General features: G+C 72.1%; 16 protein-coding genes and 1 riboswitch. Of the genes, 5 read left to right on the forward strand and 11 right to left on the reverse strand.

All coding sequences use genetic code 11. The features are described 5' to 3' along the window. Positions 1 to 60: 60 nt before the first annotated feature. From ABZ267_RS24650 to ABZ267_RS24665, 4 genes are read right to left on the reverse strand one after another with little or no spacing between them, the layout of a single operon-like run. Positions 61 to 714: a thymidine kinase gene (locus tag ABZ267_RS24650; RefSeq protein WP_356749081.1), complete on the reverse strand. Its 654-nt coding sequence runs from the start codon at positions 712 to 714 to the stop codon at positions 61 to 63. Between the two features lie 49 nt (positions 715 to 763). Further along, positions 764 to 1,951: a nucleotide pyrophosphatase/phosphodiesterase family protein gene (locus ABZ267_RS24655; RefSeq protein ID WP_356749083.1), complete on the reverse strand. Its 1,188-nt coding sequence runs from the start codon at positions 1,949 to 1,951 to the stop codon at positions 764 to 766. Continuing rightward, positions 1,951 to 2,547: a DUF5998 family protein gene (locus ABZ267_RS24660; protein ID WP_356749085.1), complete on the reverse strand. Its 597-nt coding sequence runs from the start codon at positions 2,545 to 2,547 to the stop codon at positions 1,951 to 1,953. The genes ABZ267_RS24655 and ABZ267_RS24660 overlap by 1 nt, the downstream gene beginning before the upstream one ends. Before the next feature lie 41 nt (positions 2,548 to 2,588). After that, positions 2,589 to 5,468: a GNAT family N-acetyltransferase gene (locus ABZ267_RS24665; protein WP_356749087.1), complete on the reverse strand. Its 2,880-nt coding sequence runs from the start codon at positions 5,466 to 5,468 to the stop codon at positions 2,589 to 2,591. Positions 5,469 to 5,627: 159 nt separating this feature from the next. On the opposite strand from ABZ267_RS24665, the gene ABZ267_RS24670 reads away from it, so the two are divergent. Next, complete coding sequence (locus ABZ267_RS24670; protein WP_356749089.1) at positions 5,628 to 5,909, forward strand: HPr family phosphocarrier protein; 282 nt, start codon at positions 5,628 to 5,630, stop codon at positions 5,907 to 5,909. Positions 5,910 to 6,065: 156 nt separating this feature from the next. On the opposite strand, the gene ABZ267_RS24675 is transcribed toward ABZ267_RS24670, so the two are convergent. The 4 genes from ABZ267_RS24675 to ABZ267_RS24690 form a co-directional block, all read right to left on the reverse strand. After that, entirely contained in the window at positions 6,066 to 6,773 is a 708-nt protein-coding gene (locus ABZ267_RS24675; RefSeq protein ID WP_356749090.1) for a GntR family transcriptional regulator, read from the reverse strand. Between the two features lie 223 nt (positions 6,774 to 6,996). Continuing rightward, complete coding sequence (locus tag ABZ267_RS24680; RefSeq protein ID WP_356749092.1) at positions 6,997 to 7,812, reverse strand: M23 family metallopeptidase; 816 nt, start codon at positions 7,810 to 7,812, stop codon at positions 6,997 to 6,999. A gap of 13 nt (positions 7,813 to 7,825) precedes the next feature. Further along, a riboswitch (cyclic di-AMP (ydaO/yuaA leader) is annotated at positions 7,826 to 7,994 on the reverse strand. 222 nt (positions 7,995 to 8,216) lie between these two features. Further along, a complete protein-coding gene (locus tag ABZ267_RS24685; RefSeq protein WP_356749245.1) occupies positions 8,217 to 9,587 on the reverse strand; it encodes a pitrilysin family protein in 1,371 nt (456 codons plus the stop codon). 26 nt (positions 9,588 to 9,613) lie between these two features. Next, positions 9,614 to 10,969 (reverse strand): pitrilysin family protein, encoded by a 1,356-nt coding sequence (locus ABZ267_RS24690; RefSeq protein WP_356749094.1) that lies wholly within the window; start codon positions 10,967 to 10,969, stop codon positions 9,614 to 9,616. A 260-nt stretch (positions 10,970 to 11,229) separates the two neighbouring features. Here ABZ267_RS24690 and ABZ267_RS24695 point away from each other — a divergent pair, with 260 nt between their 5' ends. After that, entirely contained in the window at positions 11,230 to 13,683 is a 2,454-nt protein-coding gene (locus tag ABZ267_RS24695) for a DNA topoisomerase IV subunit A (RefSeq protein WP_356749096.1), read from the forward strand. A gap of 34 nt (positions 13,684 to 13,717) precedes the next feature. Here ABZ267_RS24695 and ABZ267_RS24700 read toward each other — a convergent pair whose 3' ends face one another. Then, positions 13,718 to 14,815, reverse strand: a complete 1,098-nt coding sequence (locus tag ABZ267_RS24700) for a GTP-binding protein (protein ID WP_356749098.1) — start codon at positions 14,813 to 14,815, stop codon at positions 13,718 to 13,720. A 24-nt stretch (positions 14,816 to 14,839) separates the two neighbouring features. Further along, positions 14,840 to 15,994: a citrate synthase/methylcitrate synthase gene (locus ABZ267_RS24705; protein ID WP_356749100.1), complete on the reverse strand. Its 1,155-nt coding sequence runs from the start codon at positions 15,992 to 15,994 to the stop codon at positions 14,840 to 14,842. A 110-nt stretch (positions 15,995 to 16,104) separates the two neighbouring features. Between ABZ267_RS24705 and ABZ267_RS24710 the strand changes: the two genes are divergently transcribed. Then, positions 16,105 to 17,355, forward strand: a complete 1,251-nt coding sequence (locus tag ABZ267_RS24710; protein WP_356749102.1) for a citrate synthase — start codon at positions 16,105 to 16,107, stop codon at positions 17,353 to 17,355. Between the two features lie 24 nt (positions 17,356 to 17,379). Here ABZ267_RS24710 and ABZ267_RS24715 read toward each other — a convergent pair whose 3' ends face one another. After that, complete coding sequence (locus ABZ267_RS24715) at positions 17,380 to 18,399, reverse strand: LacI family DNA-binding transcriptional regulator (protein ID WP_356749104.1); 1,020 nt, start codon at positions 18,397 to 18,399, stop codon at positions 17,380 to 17,382. A gap of 174 nt (positions 18,400 to 18,573) precedes the next feature. Between ABZ267_RS24715 and ABZ267_RS24720 the strand changes: the two genes are divergently transcribed. Further along, the gene (locus ABZ267_RS24720) at positions 18,574 to 20,223 is read left to right on the forward strand and encodes a sensor histidine kinase (RefSeq protein ID WP_356749106.1); all 1,650 of its coding nucleotides are present in this window, start codon (positions 18,574 to 18,576) and stop codon (positions 20,221 to 20,223) included. Continuing rightward, on the forward strand, positions 20,220 to 20,888 hold the full coding sequence (locus ABZ267_RS24725; RefSeq protein WP_356749107.1) for a response regulator: 669 nt from the start codon (positions 20,220 to 20,222) through the stop codon (positions 20,886 to 20,888). Before ABZ267_RS24720 ends, ABZ267_RS24725 begins: the two co-directional genes overlap by 4 nt. The last annotated feature ends 5 nt before the right edge of the window (positions 20,889 to 20,893 follow it).

The following is a 20,893-nucleotide window of genomic DNA, read 5'->3' on the forward strand; positions in this document are numbered from 1 at the left end:
GCCGAGAGCTTGGGGAAGTACCAGGCGTCGTGGACGCGGCTCCGATCCGCCGGACACCCCCTAGCTTTCGGCGGCGACCGGCAGCACGTCCGGCGAGAGCGTGCCCGCGCGGGCCGTCTCGGCGGTGAGCCGGCGGCGGTGGTGGCGTCGGCAGAGCACCTCGTAACCGACCTCGCCCGCCTGCCGGTTGACGTCGCCGACGACGACCTGGGCGCCTTCGACGACCATCTCGCCGTCCACCGTACGGGCGTTGTGCGTGGCGCGGGCGCCGCACCAGCAGAGCGCCTCGACCTGGAGGGCCTCTATCCGGTCGGCCAGCTCGATCAGCCGCTGGGAACCGGGAAACAGCTTGGTGCGGAAGTCGGTGGTGATGCCGAACGCGAAGACGTCCAGGCCGAGATCATCGACGACCCGGGCCAACTGGTCGATCTGGGCCGGAGCGAGGAACTGCGCCTCGTCCACGATCACGTAGTCGACCCGGCCGCCGCGGCTGATCCGGTCGACGATGTGCGCGTACACGTCCATGCCCTCGTCCGCCTCGACGGCGTCCGTCACCAGGCCGAGCCGGGAGGAGAGCTTGCCCTCGCCCGCACGGTCGTCGCGGGTGAAGATCACGCCCTGGAGGCCGCGCGCGGAACGGTTGTGACCGATCTGCAGGGCCAGCGTGCTCTTTCCGCAGTCCATGGTTCCGGAGAAGAACACCAGCTCGGGCATGAGGGGTCGAGCACCTTTCACAGGGAGGGTCACAGAGGGAGAAACGCGGTTACGAGCGTACTTCGAGCAGCGGGACGAGCTGTTCGACGGGGGTCAGCGAGCCGTGCATGCCGACCATCGCCGACTCGTGCGGCTCGTTGACCGACGCCGTGATGACGACGTCGTCGTGGGCGGCGGCGACCACATCGCCGATCCGGCCGTACACCCGCTCGTCGATCACGGGCCCGAACCAGCCCGCCGCGATCGCCTCGTCCCGGCTCGCCACCCAGAACTGCTCGCCGAGCACCTCGCGCCAGACGGCCAGGACGTCTCCCTGAGCACCGGGCACCGCGTAGACATGGCGGGCGCGGCCCTCGCCGCCGAGCAGCGCGACGCCGGCACGCAGCTCCCAGTCCTCGTCGAAGTCGATCCGGGACTGCTCGTCGAACGGGATGTCGATCATGCCGTGGTCGGCGGTGATGTAGAGCGCGGAGCGCGGAGGCAGCTGTTCCGCGAGGCGCTGGGCGAGCCCGTCGACGTACATCAACTGGCCGCGCCAGGCGTCGGAGTCGACACCGAAGCGGTGGCCCTTGCCGTCGACCTCGCTGTAGTACGTGTAGACGAGCGAGCGGTCACCGGCGGCGAGGCGCTGGGCGGCGACGTCCATCCGGTCCTCGCCGGAGAGCCGGCCGAGGAAGGAACCGCCGCTGAGCGCGACCTTGGTGAGCGGCGTGCGCTCGAAGTCCGGCGAGGAGACCTGCGCGGTGCGCACGCCCGCCGCGTCGGCCAGCTGGAAGACCGTCGGATACGGCTGCCAGACCTTCGGCTCGGTCCACGGCCGCCAGCGGAGCTGGTTCATCAGCGCGCCGGTCTCCGGGTCGCGCACGGTGTAGCCGGGCAGGCCGTGGGCGCCGGGCGGGAGTCCCGTACCGACCGAGGCGAGCGAGGTCGCGGTGGTGGACGGGAAGCCGGCGGTGATCGGGCGGCCGGTGTTGCCGAGCGAGGTGGGGAGCAGCGAGTGCAGGAAAGGCGCCTCGTCCGGATGGGCCTTGATCTGCTCCCAGCCGAGGCCGTCGATCAGGAAGACGCAGTTGCGGTCGGCGGGCGTCAGCTCGGAGATGGTGGCGGTGAGGCCTTCCACACCTTGGCCGGCCGCGAGCGTCGGCAGCAGATCGGCGAGCGAGCCGCTGCCGTACGCCGGGACGGGAGCGGTGTCGAGAGCGAGCGGGACCGGGTCCTGCCAGGCGGCCTGGGCCATCACCGGCCGGTCGCGGCGGTGGCGGCCGTGGCCTCGGAGAGGGACTGGGCGAAGGCGAGGGTCTGGCGGACGGCGTCCGGTCCGTCGCCGGCCTCGCTGACGCGCAGGCTCAGGTCGTCGGCGGTGGAGCTGCCCGTGTAGCCGTGGTCGGCCTCGCAGTTGGCGTCGCCGCAGGCGGCGGGCTCCAGGTCGATCCGGGAGACCGCGCCCCAGCCGATGGTGAGGACGACCTCGCGGGGCAGCGTGCCCGCGACGTACTTCTCCGGGTTGGCCACCACGCGGCTGACCACGACGGAGGAGATCCGGTCGAGCTTGACCGACTCCGTGGAGGTGGTGGCGTACGGCGTCGGGGAGGTGGTGTCGGCGGCCTGCTCGTCGGTGTGGCTGACGATGAAGCGGTTCTCGGTCAGCACGAGGACCGTGGCATGGCGGCGGACCTCGTTGGAGTCGAACGTGGTCTCCTGGTGGACCAGGTACGAGGCGACCGGCTCCCCGCCGACGGCGGCCTCGACCGCCTCGGCCACGAGGGCCGGGTAGTAGCCACTGCGCTCGATCGCCGCGCGCAGCCCCTGGGTCGTCGTACCGGTCTTTGCCATGTGCACCATCCTACGGTGGGCCGGTGGCTGCCTGGGACCTGTCAGTAGTTCGGAAGGCGGCGCGGGCCGAGGTCGCCGCGCGGAGGCGGCGGGGCCAGGCGGACGCTCGCGCCGAGGACGGTGAGGCCGGCAGGCGCCACGACCACCGGTTCCAGCGCCACGGAGACCACTTCGGGATGGTCGTCGACGAGCCGCGACAGCCGTAGCAGCAGCTCCTCCAGAGCCGGGGTGTCGACGGGGGCCGAGCCGCGCCAGCCGAAGAGGACCGGGGCCGCCTTGATGGACCGGATCAGCTCGGCGGCGTCGCGGTCGGTGGCCGGAACCAGCCGGTGCGCGGTGTCACCGAGCAGCTCGGAGGGGGCGCCCGCGAGGCCGAAGGAGAGGATCGCTCCGGCGGCGGCGTCGATGGAGGCCCGGACGACCGTGTCCACGCCGCGCGGGGCCATGGACTGGACGACCGGGAGGAGTTCGGCGGGCTTGCCGAGGAGCTCGGTGAACTCTCCGTACGCGCGGCGCAGCGCGTCCTCGTCGGCGAGGTCGAGCCGTACGCCGCCGAGGTCGGCGCGGTGGCGCAGGTGCGGCGCGGTGGTCTTGAGCGCCACCGGATAGCCGAGGCGGGCGGCCGCGGCCACGGCTGCCTCGGGGTCCGGGGCGGGGAGCGTGGGGCGTACGGGGATGCCGTAGCGGCCGAGCAGCTCGCGGGCCTCGTCGTGGGTGAGCGGGCGGCCGCGCGGGTCGGGTGTGGCACCGAGGAGGGTGTCGATCAGGGCGGCGGCACCGGGCTCGTCGGTGGTCTCGTCCAGGAACTCGGGCACCTTGCCCGGTGTGGCCGCCTGGCGCCGCCACTGCGCGTACTTCACGGCTTCGGCCATCGCGCGTACGGCACGTTCGGCGGCGGGGTAGGCGGGGATGCGGCCGGGGCGGGCGGGAGGCTCGGTGCCTTCTTCGGTTTCTTCGGTTGCGGTCTCCGTCGTGGCGGGCGGAGTGGCCGCGGCGGACGGGCCGGAGGGCTGGGCGGCGAGTGTGGTGGGCCGGGTGCGGGGTGCGGCGGTGCTGCTCGCGGCGGCCAGCGCCTCCGCCAGGCCGCCGATCTCCACGTGGACGACGGCCACGGGCTTGGCCGGTCCGCCGGCGGCGGCGCCGCGCAGCGCTGCGGCCAGCACCTCGCCGTCGCCGGTCTCGGCCTCGCCGTTCTCGCCCACCCACGGGATGGCGGTGACGATCACGGTGTCGCAGGTCCCGTCGGCGAGGGCCTCGGCCAGCGCGTCCCGGAAGTCCTGCGGCGAGGCGCCGGTGGTCAGGTCGACCGGCGGGCGCGGGCGGAGCCCTTCGGCGAGGCAGGCGTCGTACGTGAGGAGGCCGAGCGACTCGGAGTTGCCGAGGATCGCGACCCGGGGCCCGGCCGGGAGCGGCTGGCCGGCCAGGAGCAGTCCGGCGTCCACCATCTCGGTCACCGTGTCGACCCGGATCACGCCCGCCTGCCGCATCAGGGCGGAGACGGTGGCGTCAGGGATGCGGCTGACCGGGACGGCGTGGCCGGGCGGGTTGGTGCCGCTGTGCCGGGCGCCCTTCACCACGACGACGGGCTTCACGGCGGCGGTGCGGCGGGCGAGGCGGGTGAACTTGCGCGGGTTGCCGAGCGATTCGAGGTAGAGGAGGGCGACGTCGGTGTCCGGGTCCTCGAACGAGTACTGGAGGAAGTCGTTGCCGGAGACATCGGCCCGGTTACCGGCCGAGATGAACGAGGAGAGGCCCGCGCCCCGCCGGTGGAGGCCGGAGAGGAGAGCGATGCCGATGGCGCCGGACTGGGTGAAGAGGCCGATCCGGCCACGGGCCGGCGACTCCGGGGCGAGGGAGGCGTTCAGCCGGACGGACTCGGCGGTGTTGATGATGCCGAAGGCGTTCGGGCCGATGATGCGCATGCCGTACGAGCGGGCCTGGCGGACCAGTTCGCGCTGGAGCTCTCGGCCGGCGGAGCCCTGCTCGGCGTAGCCGGCGGAGAGGACGACGAGGCCCTGGACGCCGTGCTCGCCGCAGTCGGCGACGGCCTCGGGAACGCGGTGGGCGGGGACCGCGATGACGGCGAGGTCGACCTGCTCGTCGATCTCGCCGAGCGAGCGGTGCGCGGGGACGCCGTCGAGCGTGGTGAGGCCCTCGTCGAAGGCGCGGTTCACGGCGTACGTACGGCCGGTGAAGCCGGCGGCGAGGAGGTTGCGGAGGACCGTGCGGCCCACTCCCCCGGGTGTGCGGCCGGTGCCGATGACCGCGACGGAGCCGGGCGCGAGGAGCCGCTGGACCGAGCGGGCCTCGGCGCGCTGCTCGCGGCCGCGCTGGACGGCGAGCGACTTCTCGGTGGGTTCGAGGTCGAGAGTGAGGTGGACGGAGCCGTCCTCGAAGCTGCGCTGCTGGGTGTAGCCGGCGTCCCGGAACACCTTGATCATCTTGTTGTTGGCGGGCAGCACCTCGGCGGCGAAGCGCCGGATACCGCGCTCGCGGGCGACGGCGGCGATGTGTTCGAGCAGCGCCGAGGCGACTCCGCGGCCCTGGTGGGCGTCCTGGACGAGGAAGGCGACCTCGGCCTCGTCGGCGGGCGCGGAGGCGGGCCGGCCCTGGTCGTTGATGCGGTCGTATCGGACGGTTCCGATGAACTCGCCGCCGATCGTGACGGCCAGCCCCACCCGGTCGACGTAGTCGTGATGGGTGAAGCGGTGCACGTCCCGGTCGGAAAGGCGCGGGTACGGGGCGAAGAACCGGTAGTACTTCGACTCGTCGGACACCTGCTCGTAGAAGCTGACCAGCCGTTCGGCGTCGTCCGTGGTGATCGGCCTGATGCGCGCGGTGCCACCGTCGCGGAGCACCACGTCCGCTTCCCAGTGGTCGGGGTACGCGTGATGCGGACGCTGTTCCGGCGTGGGCTCCATGGGCAAAGCCTACGGCCGGTCTCCCGGTCGCGGAGGGATCGGTACCGGGGCAGTCTGAGGACGGCCGGGGCCTGCCGGTGGGAGGGGAGGCCGGGCACAGCAGTACGCACCGCATGAGAGACTGGTCTAGACAACCGTTGATATGTGAAGGGCAGAACCATGGCTGAGCGCCGCGTAAACGTCGGTTGGGCCGAGGGCCTGCACGCCCGCCCCGCTTCCATCTTCGTCCGTGCCGCCACGGCTTCCGGCGTCCCCGTGACGATCGCCAGGGCCGACGGCAACCCGGTCAACGCCGCTTCCATGCTCGCGGTGCTGGGTCTGGGTGCGCAGGGTGGCGAGGAGATCGTGCTCGCGTCCGACGCGGACGACGCCGAGGCCGCCCTGGACCGCCTGGCGAAGCTGGTCGCCGAAGGGCTCGAAGAGCTTCCCGAGACCGTCTGACGCATTCCGGGACCGTATGACGGTGACGGACCTGAGCCGTGGTTTTCCCTCCGGGGTGACCACGGCTCTTTCGTTGTTCCGAGGCGATGGAGAATTATTTCGGGCAGCACGAACAAAGCCCCCGGCAATTACTTTTCTTTGTATACGGCGCGCTTGTTAATGACGGACACCCGCGATGTTTACGCCGTGTTGCGAAAAACTCACGCGAGGCGGTGGCGCCGCCCGCCGGCCGGCGCGGTCCGGCCGGCGCAGCCGGTGCGCCCCGGCGGCCCGCTCCGCGTGCAGAGCGGTGAGCGCCCTCGCCCGTTCCGCGTCGCCGCGCGCCACCGCGTCCACGATGGCCCCGTGCTCGGCCCAGGAGTCGACCGGTCGGACCGGCTGCTCGACGGCGTACATCCAGGCGATCTTGTGCCGGAGCTGGGTGAGCAGAGCGATCAGGCCGGGGCTGCCGGAGGCCTGGGCCAGGGTCTCGTGGAACCAGCCGCCCAGCGACCGCAGATCTTCGCCCTCGCCGCGGCGGGCCCGCTCCTGGCCCAGCCTGACCAGCCCGCGGAGGACCTTGAGGTGGGCCTCCGTGCGGCGCTGCGCGGCCCGGGCCGCGCCGAGCGGCTCCAGGAGCATCCGCACCTCCAGCAGGTCGGCGGCCTCCTGCTCGGTGGGCTCGGCGACACAGGCCCCGGCGTGCCTGCGGGTGGTGACGAAGCCTTCGGACTCCAGCGTGCGCAGCGCCTCGCGGACCGGGACGCGGGAGACCCCGTACCGCCGGGCCAGCAGCTCCTCGGTGAGGCGGCTGCCGCGCTCGTAGACACCGGAGACGATGTCGTCACGGATTGCCGTGCATACCGAATGCGCGGGAATGCGCATGTCCGAACCTCCGCCTTCATCCCCGCGAAACGCGGGCGGCCGACGCGTGTTCCGTGACTCTATGGCAATCTTCCGCAATTTCCGATGGCAGACCTGAATTGATAGATATCTTCTGGCCGAAGGCCGGGAGCGGAAGGGATCGGTCCGGGCATTCCCGGCGCACGCACGAAGGCCCCGGCGGGAAGTCCGGGGCCTTCGGGAGGAGCGGTGGTGCGCGGTCGGGTCAGACGTTGACGCCGTGCGAGCGCAGGTAGCCGACCGGGTCCATGTCGGAGCCGTACTCCGGAGTGGTCCGGGCCTCGAAGTGGAGGTGCGGGCCGGTGGAGTTGCCGGTGGAGCCGGAGAGGCCGATCTGCTGGCCGGAGGTGACGCTCCGGCCGACGGAGACGCCGATCGAGGAGAGGTGGCCGTACTGGGTGTACGTGCCGTCCGTCATCCGGAGCACGATGTTGTTGCCGTACGCGCCGCCCCAGCCGGCCTCGACGACCGTACCGGCGCCGACCGCGACGACGGAGCTGCCGGAGGCGGCACGGAAGTCCACGCCGGAATGGCTGCCGGAGGACCAGAGCGCGCCGCCGGACTTGTAGCCGGTGGTGACGGACGAGCCGACGACCGGGAGGTGGAAGGCGTTGAGGCGGGCGCGCTCGGCGGCGCGGGCGGCCCGGGCCTTCTCCTCGCGGATCTCCTCGGCGCGGGCCTCGGCCTTGCGCTGGGCCTCCGCCTTCGCCTCGGCCTTCGCGGCCTTGGCCCTGGCTTCGGCGGCCGCCTCGGCCTTCGCCTTGGCGACGGCTTCGGCCTGCCGGTGCTGCGCCTGGGCCTGGGCCTCGATCTGCTCGGCGATCGTGGCGTCGAGGGCGATGGCCTGGGTGAGTCCGGTCTCGGCGACCTTCGGGGTCTCGGAGTCGGCCGCGACGGCCGGAGAGGCCAGGGTGCCGAGGACACCGGTCGTGGTCAGGGCCGCGACGCCGGCGACATGGGCGCCGTGGCGCTTGAGGCGGCTCGGGGCACGGTGCTTCCCGGTGGCACGGGTGAACGCCATGGAGGGGCTGATCCTTTCCTTCCTTCTCGCCTACCGGGTTAGCTGACGGGTTCGGAGCAGGAAGGTCTCCTACGGAGCTCCGCGCCGGTTCGCGGCACGGGGTTCCGATTCACCCCAGGGACTACGTGTGGGTCCCCGGCTCCCCAGGCTCGCGCCTGACGGGGACTCGGCGATGGCTGCCCGGCGCCGCGGATGCGGCGTACGGGTGACGGACAGCCGGGCCGACGCTAGACAAGGCGGCTGTCCGTCACCAAACGGACAGGGGGATTTGTCGTGCATCCCACAGGGCGTAGAGGGAGTTACCTCATCACGATGTGACAAAGGGCCCTAAATGGACAAAGGAGAGGACTCCGGCTTATCGCTCCTCGCCGGGGTCCTCTCCGTCCTGGTGTGCCGACGGTGTGTCAGCCGCTGACGACGGTCACCTCTCCGATGCCGAGCGCCTTCACCGGCTCCGCGATCTGTGCCGCGTCGCCGACGAGGACCGTGACCAGCCGGTCCACCGGGAAGGCGTTGACCACGGCCGCGGTCGCCTCCACGGTGCCCGTCTCGGCGAGGCGGGCGTACAGCTGGGCCTGGTAGTCGTCGGGCAGGTGCTGCTCGACCTGGTCGGCCAGCGTGCCGGCGACCGAGGCGGCCGTCTCGAACTTCAGCGGGGCCACGCCCACCAGGTTCTGCACAGCCGTCTCGCGCTCGGCGTCGGTCAGCCCTTCGGCGGCCAGCGTCCGCAGGACCTTCCAGAGGTCCTCCAGCGCCGGACCGGTGGACTCGGTGTCCACCGAACCGCTGATGGCGAGCATCGCCGCGCCGCCCGATTCGGGCCCGGTCGAGCGCAGGACCTGGGCGAAGGCGCGTACGCCGTAGGTGTAGCCCTTCTCCTCGCGCAGCACCCGGTCCAGACGAGAGGTGAGCGTGCCGCCCAGGCAGTAGGTGCCGAGCACCTGGGCCGGCCAGACGCGCTCGTGGCGGTCGGCGCCGATGCGGCCGATCAGCAGCTGGGTCTGAACCGCGCCGGGACGGTCGACGATGACCACGCGGCCGGCGTCGTCGGCGGTGATCGGCGCGACCGGGCGGGCCTGGGCCGTGTTGCCCGACCAGTCGCCGAGGGTGTCGGCGAGCAGGGCGTCCAGGTCGATGCCGGTGAGGTCGCCGACGATGACGGCCGTCGCGGTGGCCGGGCGGATGTGGGCGTCGAAGAAGGCGCGCACGGCGGCGGCGTCGATCCGCCGCACGGTCTCCTCGGTGCCCAGGCGCGGACGGGACATCCGGGCGGTGGCCGGGAAGAGCTCCTTGGAGAGCTGCTTGGCGGCGCGCCGGGACGGGTTGGCCTGCTCGTGCGGGATCTCGTCGAGGCGGTTGCCGACGAGCCGCTCGATCTCACTCTCGGCGAAGGCCGGGGCGCGGAGGGCCTCGGCGACCAGGCCGAGCGCCTTGGCCAGCCGGGAGGCCGGGACCTCCAGGGAGACGCGGACGCCGGGGTGGTCGGCGTGTGCGTCCAAGGTGGCGCCGCACCGCTCCAGCTCGGCGGCGAACTCCTCGGCGCTGTGCTTGTCGGTGCCTTCGGAGAGCGCGCGCGACATGATCGTGGCCACGCCGTCCAAGCCCTCGGGCTCGGCGTCCAGCGGCGCGTCCAGGACGATCTCCACGGCCACGACCTGCTGGCCGGGGCGGTGACAGCGCAGCACGGTCAGCCCGTTGGGCAGGGCGCCGCGCTCGGGGGCGGGGAAGGCCCACGGGCGGGCGGTGCCCGGGGTCGGCTGCGGGTGGTACTCCATGGCTACTCCAGTCACGGCGGCGTCGCTCACTTGTCCGCTCCCTCGGGCGCGTCGGTGGCCTCTTCGGCGTCCTCGGCCGGCTCGATGGGCTCGTAGACCAGCACCGCCCGGTTGTCGGGGCGCAGGGCCGCGCGGGCCGCCTCGCGCACCTCGTCCGCGGTGATGTCCAGGACGCGTCCCACGGCGGTCAGGGCGAGCTGCGGGTCGCCGAACAGGACCGCGTAACGGCACAGTTCGTCGGCGCGGCCCGCGACCGTGCCCAGCCGGTCCAGCCACTCGCGCTCCAACTGGGCCTGCGCGCGCTCCATTTCCTCCGGCGTCGGGCCTTCCTCGGCGAACCGGGCCAGCTCCTCGTCGACGGCGGCCTCGATCGTCTCCACCTCGACACCGCCGGAGGTCTTCACGTCCAGCCAGCCCAGCGAGGGCGCACCGGCGAGCCGCAGCAGACCGAAGCCCGCCGCCACCGCCGTACGGTCGCGGCGGACCAGGCGGTTGTGCAGCCGCGAGGACTCGCCGCCGCCGAGCACGGTGAGCGCCAGGTCGGCCGCGTCACAGTTGCGGGTGCCGTCGTGCGGGAGGCGGTAGGCGGCCATCAGCGCACGCGCCGGGACCTCCTCGTGGACCACTTCGCGCAGCTGCTCGCCGATGATCTCGGGCAGGGTGCCGTCGCGCGGCGGCTGCTTGCCGTCGTGGGACGGGATGGAGCCGAAGTACTTCTCGACCCAGGCGAGGGTCTGCTCCGGGTCGATGTCGCCGACGATCGACAGCACCGCGTTGTTGGGCGCGTAGTACGTACGGAAGAACGCGCGGGCGTCATCCAGGGTTGCCGCGTCCAGGTCGGCCATGGAGCCGATCGGGGTGTGGTGGTACGGGTGGCCCTCGGGGTAGGAGAGGGCGGTGAGCTTCTCGAACGCGGTGCCGTAGGGCACGTTGTCGTAGCGCTGGCGGCGTTCGTTCTTGACGACGTCGCGCTGGTTCTCCATGGACTCCTCGTCGAGCGCGGCGAGGAGGGAGCCCATACGGTCGGCCTCCAGCCAGAGGGCCAGCTCCACCTGGTGGGTGGGCATGGTCTCGAAGTAGTTGGTCCGCTCGAAGCTGGTCGTCCCGTTGAGCGAGCCGCCGGCTCCCTGGACGAGCTCGAAGTGGCCGTTCCCCTTGACCTGTCCCGAGCCCTGGAACATCAGGTGCTCAAAGAGGTGAGCCAGACCGGTGCGTCCCTTGACCTCGTGGCGCGAACCGACGTCGTACCAGAGGCAGACCGCGGCGACCGGGGTCAGATGGTCCTCGGAGAGCACCACACGCAGGCCGTTGGCCAGGCGGTGCTCGGTCGCTGTCAGGCCGCCGGAGCCGGCCTGTGCGGTGGCCGTGTGACCCATGGGCATGTACGTCCCTTCGATCGCGATACTGGACTTCCTGACCGGTACTTCCTGCCAGACCTGCCACTCTAAGCAAGCGCACCGGCACCTGGCGAAGTTCCCGTTCCGCGGAAGTTTCCGTCGATGGTGTCCCCGGCCCTGCCGCCCGGGACGGCTTCGGACGGGTCGAGGTCCGCGTTGTCAGTGCGGAGGTCCACAATGGTCCGCATCAGTACCCCAGGTTGTCCGATCAGAATCCGTCAATCCGAGAAGGAGTCGCAGCCGCGATGGCCCGCCGTAGCACGAAGACCCCGCCGCCGGACGACTTCGAGGAGAAGATCCTCGACATCGACGTCGTCGACGAAATGCAGGGCTCCTTCCTCGAGTACGCGTACTCGGTGATCTACTCCAGGGCCCTGCCCGACGCCCGCGACGGCATGAAGCCGGTGCACCGGCGCATCGTCTCCCAGATGAACGAGATGGGACTGCGACCCGACCGCGGCTATGTGAAGTGCGCGCGCGTCGTCGGCGAGGTCATGGGCAAGCTGCACCCTCACGGTGACGCGTCGATCTACGACGCCCTGGTGCGGATGGCGCAGCCCTTCTCGATGCGGCTGCCGCTCGTCGACGGCCACGGCAACTTCGGCTCGCTGGGCAACGACGACCCGCCGGCCGCCATGCGGTACACCGAGTGCCGGATGGCCGACGCCACCTCGCTGATGACGGAGGCGATCGACGAGGACACGGTCGACTTCCAGTCGAACTACGACGGCCAGGAGCGCGAGCCGGTCGTCCTTCCGGCCGCCTATCCCAACCTCCTGGTCAACGGCGTCTCGGGCATCGCGGTCGGCATGGCGACCAACATGCCTCCGCACAACCTCGGCGAGGTCATCGCCGCCGCCCGCCACCTGATCAAGCATCCGGGCGCCGACATCGAGACGCTGATGCGCTTCGTCCCCGGCCCCGACCTGCCGACCGGCGGCCGCATCGTCGGCCTGAGCGGCATCAAGGACGCGTACACGAACGGCCGCGGCACGTTCAAGATCCGCGCCACCGTCGCCGTGGAGAACGTGACGGCCCGCCGCAAGGGCCTCGTCGTCACCGAACTGCCCTTCACCGTCGGCCCGGAGAAGGTGATCGCCAAGATCAAGGACCTGGTCTCGGCGAAGAAGCTCCAGGGCATCGCGGACGTCAAGGACCTCACCGACCGCGCGCACGGCCTGCGTCTGGTCATCGAGGTGAAGAACGGCTTCGTGCCGGAAGCGGTGCTGGAGCAGCTCTACAAGCTGACGCCGATGGAGGAGTCCTTCGGCATCAACAACGTGGCACTGGTCGACGGCCAGCCGCTCACGCTCGGCCTCAAGGAGCTGCTGGAGGTCTATCTCGACCACCGCTTCGAGGTCGTGCGCCGGCGCAGCGAGTTCCGCCGCACCAAGCGCCGCGACCGGCTGCACCTGGTCGAGGGTCTGATCGTCGCCCTGCTCGACATCGACGAGGTCATCCGGATCATCCGGGACAGCGACAACTCGGCGCAGGCGAAGGAGCGCCTGATGGCGCACTTCTCGCTGAGCGAGATCCAGACGCAGTACATCCTGGACACCCCGCTGCGCCGGCTCACCCGCTTCGACCGGATCGAGCTGGAGAGCGAGCGCGACAAGCTCAACAGCGAGATCGAGGCGCTGACCGCGATCCTGGAGTCGGACGCGGAGCTGCGGAAGCTGGTCTCCACGGAGCTGGCGGCGGTGGCGAAGAAATTCGGCACGGACCGGCGCACGGTGCTGCTGGAGTCGGCCGGTTCGCAGATCGCCTCCGTGCCGCTGGAGGTCGCGGACGACCCGTGCCGGGTGCTGCTCTCGTCGACGGGTCTGCTGGCGCGGACGGCCAACGCGCAGCCGGTGGAGATCTCCGAGGACGCCCGGCGGGCCAAGCACGACGTGATCGTCTCGGCGGTCGCGGCGACGGCGCGCGGCGACGTGGGAGCGGTGACCTCGACCGGGCGGCTGCTGCGGCTCTCGGTGATCGACCTGCCGCAGCTGCCGAACACCCACGCGGAGCCCAACCTCTCGGGCGGGGCGATGATTTCGGAGTTCCTCACGCTGGAGGCGGACGAGGACCTCATCTGCCTCACCACGCTCGACGAGGCCTCGCCCGGGCTGGCGATCGGCACGCTCCAGGGCGTGGTGAAGCGCGTCGTGCCGGACTATCCGGCCAACAAGGACGAGTTGGAGGTCATCACCCTGAAGGACGGTGACCGCATCGTCGGCGCGACCGAGTTGCGTACGGGCGAGGAGGATCTGGTCTTCATCACCTCCGACGCGCAGTTGCTGCGCTATCCCGCCGCTTCGGTGCGGCCGCAGGGACGGGCCGCCGGAGGCATGGCGGGCGTCAAGCTGGCGGCCGGGGCCGAGGTGCTGTCGTTCGCGGCGGTGGACCCGGCGGCGGACGCGATCGTATTCACGGTGGCCGGTTCGCACGGGACGCTGGACGACTCGGTGCTGACGTCGAAGCTCACGCCGTTCGACCAGTATCCGCGCAAGGGCCGGGCGACCGGCGGTGTGCGCTGCCAGCGGTTCCTGAAGGGTGAGGATGTGCTGGTCTTCGCCTGGGCGGGCGCCACTCCGGCCCGCGCCGCGCAGAAGAACGGCACGCCGGCGAAGCTGCCGGAGCCGGACCCGCGCCGCGACGGTTCGGGCACGCCGCTGCTGGAGAACGTGTCCGTGATCGCGGGACCGCCGCTGTAGGCCTCTTCGTACGGTGAGAAGCGGCCCGGAGGTGTCACGCCTCCGCGGCCGCTTCTTCTCGTACGTCCTCGGGCTCCGGCTCCTGTCGTACGTACCGGAGCACGCCCCACATGGCGCGTTCGGTCTCCGGGGTTTCGGGGCCGGGCTCCGCGCGGCAGGCGGCGAGGCCGGCCCGCAGCGCCTCGGCGTCGATACCGGCGCCGATCATGACGAGCTGGGTGAGCCGCTGTTCGGCCCGCGCCCACGGCTGCGGTACGAAGCGCAGGAACCGGCCGACCGCGTGCAGCGCGTACCGGTGGTCCCGGTCGCCCACACCGAAGTCCGCGAACCCCTTGATCCGGTAAAGGCCTTCGGGCCGCGAGTCGAGGAACGCGATGAAGCGGCGCGGGTCCATGGGGACGTCCGAGGTGAACTCGACGCTCTCGTAGGCCGCGTGGAGGTGGTCGGCGTGATCGCCGTCGCCCGCCTCCTCCCGCAGCAGATCCTCGAAGGTCAGCTGGCGGATCTTCTCCTCGCCGTCCGGCCGCAGCGCCGGATCGAAGAGCAGCTCCGGGTCGATCCGGCCGTGCACGGCGGAGATCACGGCGGCGGGCGCGCTCAGCTCCGCGACCGCCGTGCGCAGCCGCTCCCGCTCGGTCTCCGCCACCCGGTCGGTCTTGTTCAGCACGACGAGGTCCGCGACGGCGAGATGACGGTCGATCTCCCGGTGGCGCTCCCGGACCCCGTCGAACTCGGCGGCATCGACGACTTCGACCAGACCGCCGTACAGGATGTGCGGGTTCTCGCTGGCCAGCAGCATCCGTACGAGCTCCTGGGGTTCGGCGAGGCCGCTCGCCTCGATGACGATCACGTCCAGGCGCGCGGAGGGGCGGGTGAGCGTCTCCAGGAAGGTGTCGAGTTCGCTCGCGTCGACCGCGCAGCACAGGCAGCCGTTGCCGAGGGAGACCGTCGAGCCGACCTGTCCCGCGACGGTCATGGCGTCGATCTCGATGGACCCGAAGTCGTTGACGATCACGCCGATCCGGGTGCCCGCGCGGTTGCGGAGGAGGTGGTTCAGGAGCGTGGTCTTGCCTGAGCCGAGAAAGCCCGCCAGGACGACGACCGGGATCTGCTGGGTGCGGGGCGGGGTCAACGGGGGCCTTCCTCGGTGGGGCGGTCAGAGTGCGGGGACCGGCTGCGGCGGAGGTGTGCCGATGTAGCGGGCCGCCGGACGGATGATCTTCGAGTCCTCCGCCTGCTCCAGGATATTGGCGCTCCAGCCGATCACCCGCGCCGCGGCGAAGGTGGGCGTGAACATCGCGCGCGGCAGTCCGCACAGCTCCATGACGACCCCGGCGTAGAACTCCACGTTGGTGTGCAGCTCCCGTCCCGGCTTGAGCTCGGCGAGGATCGCCTCCACCTGGCGCTCGACCTCCACGGCGAAGTCCACGAGCGGCCCGCCGAAGCTCTGCGCGATGGACTTGAGCATCCGGGAGCGCGGGTCCTCGGTGCGGTAGACGGGGTGGCCGAAGCCCATGATGCGGCGGCCGGAGAGGACCTGCTCACGGATCCAGCCGTCGATGCGGTCCGGAGTGCCGATGGCGTCCAGGGTGTCCAGCGCTCGGCTGGGCGCTCCGCCGTGCAGCGGTCCGGAGAGCGCGCCGACGGCGGCGACCAGACAGGCGGCGAGATCGGCGCCGGTGGAGGCGACGACGCGGCCGGTGAACGTGGAGGCGTTGAAGCCGTGGTCGATGGTGGAGATCAGATACCGCTCGACGGCCCGGACCCGGTCGGGCTCCGGCTCGGCGCCGGTGAGCATGTAGAGGTAGTTGGCCGCGTACGGCAGGTCCGCGCGGGGCTCGACCGGTTCGAGGCCCTGGCCGAGGCGCTGGAGCGCGGTGAGGATCGTCGGTACGGCGGCGCAGGCGGCCAGCGCGTCGCTGCGGCGGCTCTCGGCGTCGAGGTCGTAGACCGGGCGGAATCCGGCGGAGGCGCCGAGCAGCGACAGAGCCGTACGGAGTCCGGCGAGCGGTCCGGAGACGGCGCCCGCGCGGGCGATGGCGGGCAGGGCCTCGGTGACGTCGGCGGGAAGCGCGCGCAGGCTCGCCGTACGGGCGGCGAAGTCGGCGGCCGTTGCTCGGTCGGGCAGCTCGCCGTGGAACATCAGGTACCAGACGTCCTCGAAGCTCCGCGTCCGCGCGAGGTCGATCGCCGCGTACTGGCGGTAGTGGTAGAAGCCCTCGCGGCCACGGACATCGCCGAGTGCGGTGTCGGTGACGACGACTCCGGCGAGGCCGCGCGGGACGGCGGGAACGACAGGGGTGGTGGTCATGGCCGATCTCTCCTCCGTGCATGCAACATTGATTCAACTGTTCATCCTTGACGTTCGATCCGTCAATATTGATTGAATCAATGTGTAGGCGGAGTGGATACGGTGATCCCATGACGGATCAATCAGAGCCCGGCGCCGCGCCTCAGGACGCACCACGGCTGACCACCCGCGAGGCGGCCGAGTTGCTCGGAGTGAAAGCCGAGACGGTGTACGCGTACGTCAGCCGGGGCCAGCTCAGCAGCGTGCGGGCGGCCGGGGGCCGGGGCAGCACGTTCGACGCCGAGGAGGTGCGGGCGCTGGCCCGGCGCTCGGGGCGGCGCGATCCGTCACCGGCCGGCGGCGACCTCGTGTTCCGTACCGGCATCACGCTGATCGAGGAGGACCGGTACTACTTCCGCGGGCTCGACGCGACGGAGCTGGCCCGGAACCACAGCTACGAGGAGGTCGCGGAGTGGGTGTGGACCGGTGAGCTGCGGCCGGGCGCGCGGTTCGCAGCGCCTTCCGAGACGCTGGCTGCCGCTCGCCGGGCGGTCGACGCGCTGCCCGCGCACAGCGGTTCGACGGATCGGCTGCGGGTGGCGGTGGCGGCTGCGGCGGTCACGGACCCGCTGCGGTTCGACCTGTCGCCCGGAGCGGTGCTGAGCAGTGCGCGGAGCCTGATCCCGACGCTGGTGGGCGCGTTGCCGGTGCTCGGCCCACCGGAGGCCGGCGGAGATTCCCTGGCCCACCGGCTCTGGCCACGGCTGACCGCTCGGCCCGCCGACGCCCCGGGCCTCGCCGTCCTGGACACCGCGCTGGCCCTCCTGATCGACCACGATCTCGCGGCCTCCACCCTGGCCGCACGGGTCGCCGCCTCGGCGCACGCCCATCCGTACGCCGTGGTCTCCGCCGGCCTCGGGGTCCTGGAGGGTCCGCTGCACGGCGCCGCCAGCGGACTGGCCCACCGCATGCTCCAGGAGGCCGTGGACCGGGGCAGCGCGGTGCCGGTCGTCGCCGACCATCTGCGGACCGGGCGCCGGGTGCCGGGGCTGGGCCACCGGCTCTACCGGGGCGAGGATCCACGGGCCCGGACCCTGTTCGCGCTGCTGGAGGACGTGCCGCAGGCGGCCGGAGCGCTGGCGGCGGCCCGCGAGGTGGTCGCCACGACGGCCCGCCACGCACCGCTGCACGCCAACGTCGACCTGGCGCTCGCCGTCCTCTCCGTGGCCTACGGGATGGCGGCGGAGGCGGGCGAGACGGTGTTCGCCATCTCGCGCACGGCGGGCTGGATCGCGCACGCGCTGGAGGAGTACGCGGAGCGCCCGCTGCGGATCCGGCCGAGCGGGCAGTACACCGGGCCACGACCCACTCTTCAGCTCTGAGGGCCAGCGCAAATTAGCTACGGATCAGAGGGAATTCTCGCGCGGCGGCTGCGCGGTGGAGCCACGCACCACCAGCTCGGGCTCGAAGAGCAGCTCGTCCGAGGGCACGGTCCGGCCGCCGATCTGCACCGAGAGCAGCTCCACGGCCGCGCGGCCCATGGCCTCGATGGGCTGGCGGACGGTGGTCAGCGGCGGCTCGGTGCAGTTCATGAACGCCGAGTCGTCATAGCCCACGACCGATACGTCGCCGGGGACCGAGAGGCCGCGGCGGCGGGCGGCCCGGACCGCGCCGAGAGCCAGCGGGTCGCTGGCGCAGATGATGCCGGTGACGCCGCGCTCCAGCAGCCGCATCGCGGCGGCCTGTCCGCCCTCCAGCGAGAACATCGCCCGCGCCACCCACTCGTCGGGGATGCTGGTGCCGGCCTCCTCGGCGAGCGTCCGGGCGGCGGCCAGCTTGCGCTGCGAGGGCACGTGGTCGGAGGGGCCGAGGACGAGGCCGATGCGCTCGTGGCCGAGCGAGACGAGGTGGCGCCAGGCCTGTTCGACGGCGACCGAGTCGTCGCAGGAGACGCCCGGGAAGCCGAGGCGGTCGATGGCCGCGTTGATCAGGACGACCGGGATCTTGCGGTCGGCGAGCACCTTGTAGTGGTCGTGCGGGGCGTCCTCCTGGTGGTACAGGCCGCCCGCGAAGACCACGCCGGAGACCTGCTGCTGGAGGAGGAGCTCCACGTAGTCGGCCTCCGAGACGCCGCCCTTGGTCTGCGTGCAGAGCACCGGGGTCAGCCCCTGCTGCGCGAGCGCGCCGCCGACCACTTCGGCGAAGGCCGGGAAGATCGGGTTCTGCAGCTCGGGCAGGACGAGCCCGACCAGCCGGGCCCGCTCTCCTCGCAGCTGAGTGGGCCGCTCGTAGCCGAGGACGTCCAGCGCGGAGAGGACGGCCTGCCGGGTGGCGTCGGAGACGCCCGGCTTGCCGTTCAGCACCCGGCTGACCGTCGCCTCGCTGACTCCCACCTTCTGGGCCACTTGAGCAAGTCGTCGCGTCATGAGCGCAAGATTAGCGCAAGAAGTGCAAGCAGATTGCGCTCCTGACGAACTCCCCGCAGCTCCCAGAACGCCCGTACGAGAACGCTCACAGAAGCCGCGCCGCCAGGCAAGGGGAACGGCCCGGCGAACCCGGTGGATTTCCGCCCGGACGCCACGCCCCTTACCGTCTCTACGATGAACGCCGCACCCCTCTCCGGCCGGGCGCAGCGCCGGTTCGGCTGGCCGCAGCGGGTCTTCTCCCAGGTGCTGCTGATGCAGCTGGCCATCATCACGGGCGTCACCGTGCTGGTCACCGGCCTCTTCCTGGCCCCGCTCAGCGCCCAGCTCGACGACGAGGCGATGCGTCGCGCGCTGGCGATCGCGCAGAGCACGGCCGCCCAGCCCGGGATCGCGGAGGACCTGCGCACCACGGAGCCGTCCGCGTTCGGTCCCGTACAGTCCGCCGCCGAGGAGATCCGGCGGGCCACCGGCGCGGAGTACGTCGTCGTGCTGGACCACCGAGGCGTGCGCTGGTCGCACCCGGAGGCGGACCGGATCGGCGAGGTGGTCTCCACCGACCCCGGCGACGCGCTGCGCGGCCGGGAGGTCATGGAGATCGACAGCGGAACGCTCGGCCGCTCGGCGCGGGGCAAGGTGCCGCTGTTCGGCGGTTCCGGCTCGTCGGAGGTGGTCGGCGCGGTCTCGGTCGGCATCGAGTACGACAGCGTCCGCGCCCGCCTCCTCGGCGCGATCCCGGGCCTCCTCGCGTACGCCGGCACGGCCCTGGCCGTCGGCGCGCTCGCCGCGTACCTCATCTCCCGCCGGCTGCAACGGCAGACCCATGACCTGGCGTTCTCCGATATCTCCGCGCTGCTGACCGAGCGCGAGGCGATGCTGCACTCCATCCGCGAAGGCGTCGTCGCGCTCGACGGGACGGGCCGGGTCCGGCTGCTCAACGACGAGGCGCAGCGGCTGCTCGGGCTCGGCCCCGAGGTGGCCGGCCGGCCGCTGGAGGAGGTGCTGGACGGCGGCCGGACCGCGGATGTGCTGGCGGGCCGGGTGGTGGGCGAGGACCTGCTGGCGGTCCAGGGCGGCCGGGTGCTGCTGGCCAACCGGATGGAGACGGACGACGGCGGGGCCGTGGTGACCCTGCGCGACCGGACCGAGCTGGAACACCTCGGCCGCGAGCTGGACTCCACCACCGGTCTGATCGACGCACTGCGCGCCCAGGACCACGAGCACGCCAACCGGCTCCACACGCTGCTGGGACTGCTGGAGCTGGAGATGCACGAGGACGCCATGGAGTTCGTGACGGAGGTGGTCGGCGTCCACCGGGCGACGGCGGAGCAGGTCACCGAGAAGGTGCGGGACCCGCTGCTGGCCGCGCTGCTCGTCGGCAAGACGACCGTGGCCGCCGAGCGCGGTGTCTCGCTGCGGCTGGCGCCCGGCACGCTGCTGCCGGACCGTGTGGTGGACCCGCGCGGCCTGGTCACGGTGGTCGGCAACCTGGTCGACAACGCCACGGACGCGGCGGCCGGGTCGAAGGACGCCCGGATCGAGGTCGGACTGCGGGCCGAGGGCCGTACGGTGGTGCTGCAGGTGAGCGACAGCGGTCCCGGGATCGCTCCGGAGCGGTACGGCTCGATCTTCACCGAGGGCTGGTCCACCAAGGACCTCCCGGCCCACGGCAAGCGGGGCCTCGGGCTGCCGCTGGTCCGCCGGCTCGCGGAGCGCCAGGGCGGCAGCGTGACCGTCGCCGGGGCCGACGGCGGCGGCGCGGTCTTCACGGTCGTCCTCCCGGAGGCGCTCGGCACAGCGAGCACCACGACAGGAGGCGAACGGTGATCCAGGTCCTGATCGTGGACGACGACGTCCGGGTGGCGGGGATCAACGCCGCGTACGTCGCCAAGGTCGCCGGATTCCGGGTGGCCGCGCGGGCCCACTCGGCGGCGCAGGCGCTGGCCGTGGTCGAGGAGGTGCCGGTGGACCTGATCCTGCTGGACCACTACCTCCCGGACCGCAACGGCCTCGCCGTCGTACGGGAGCTGCGCCGGCTGGGCCGCCAGGTCGACGTCATCATGGTGACCGCCGCGCGCGATGTGGCGACCGTGCAGGACGCGATGCGGCACGGCGCGCTCCAGTACCTGGTGAAGCCGTTCACGTACGCCGGTCTCCGCTCGAAGCTGACCGCGTACGCGGCGCTCCGCCACACGCTCGACGGCGGCGGCCAGGCCGAGCAGGCGGAGGTGGACCGGCTCTTCGGCGCTCTGTGGGCGGCGGGCGAGCCGGACCTGCCCAAGGGCCACTCCCCCACCACCGCCGAACTGGTCCGGCGGGCACTGCGCGACGCGGACGGCCCGCTCTCCGCGCAGGAGGTCGCGGAGAGCGCGGGCATGAGCCGGCAGACGGCGCAGCGCTATCTGAAGCTGCTGGAGCGGACGGGGAAGGTCCGGCTGACGCTGCGGTACGGCGAGACGGGCCGCCCGGAGCACCGGTACGCCTGGGCCTAGGAGCC

Source organism: Streptomyces sp. NPDC006174 (genome assembly GCF_040614075.1).
In the GTDB taxonomy this organism is placed as follows: Bacteria; Actinomycetota; Actinomycetes; order Streptomycetales; family Streptomycetaceae; genus Streptomyces.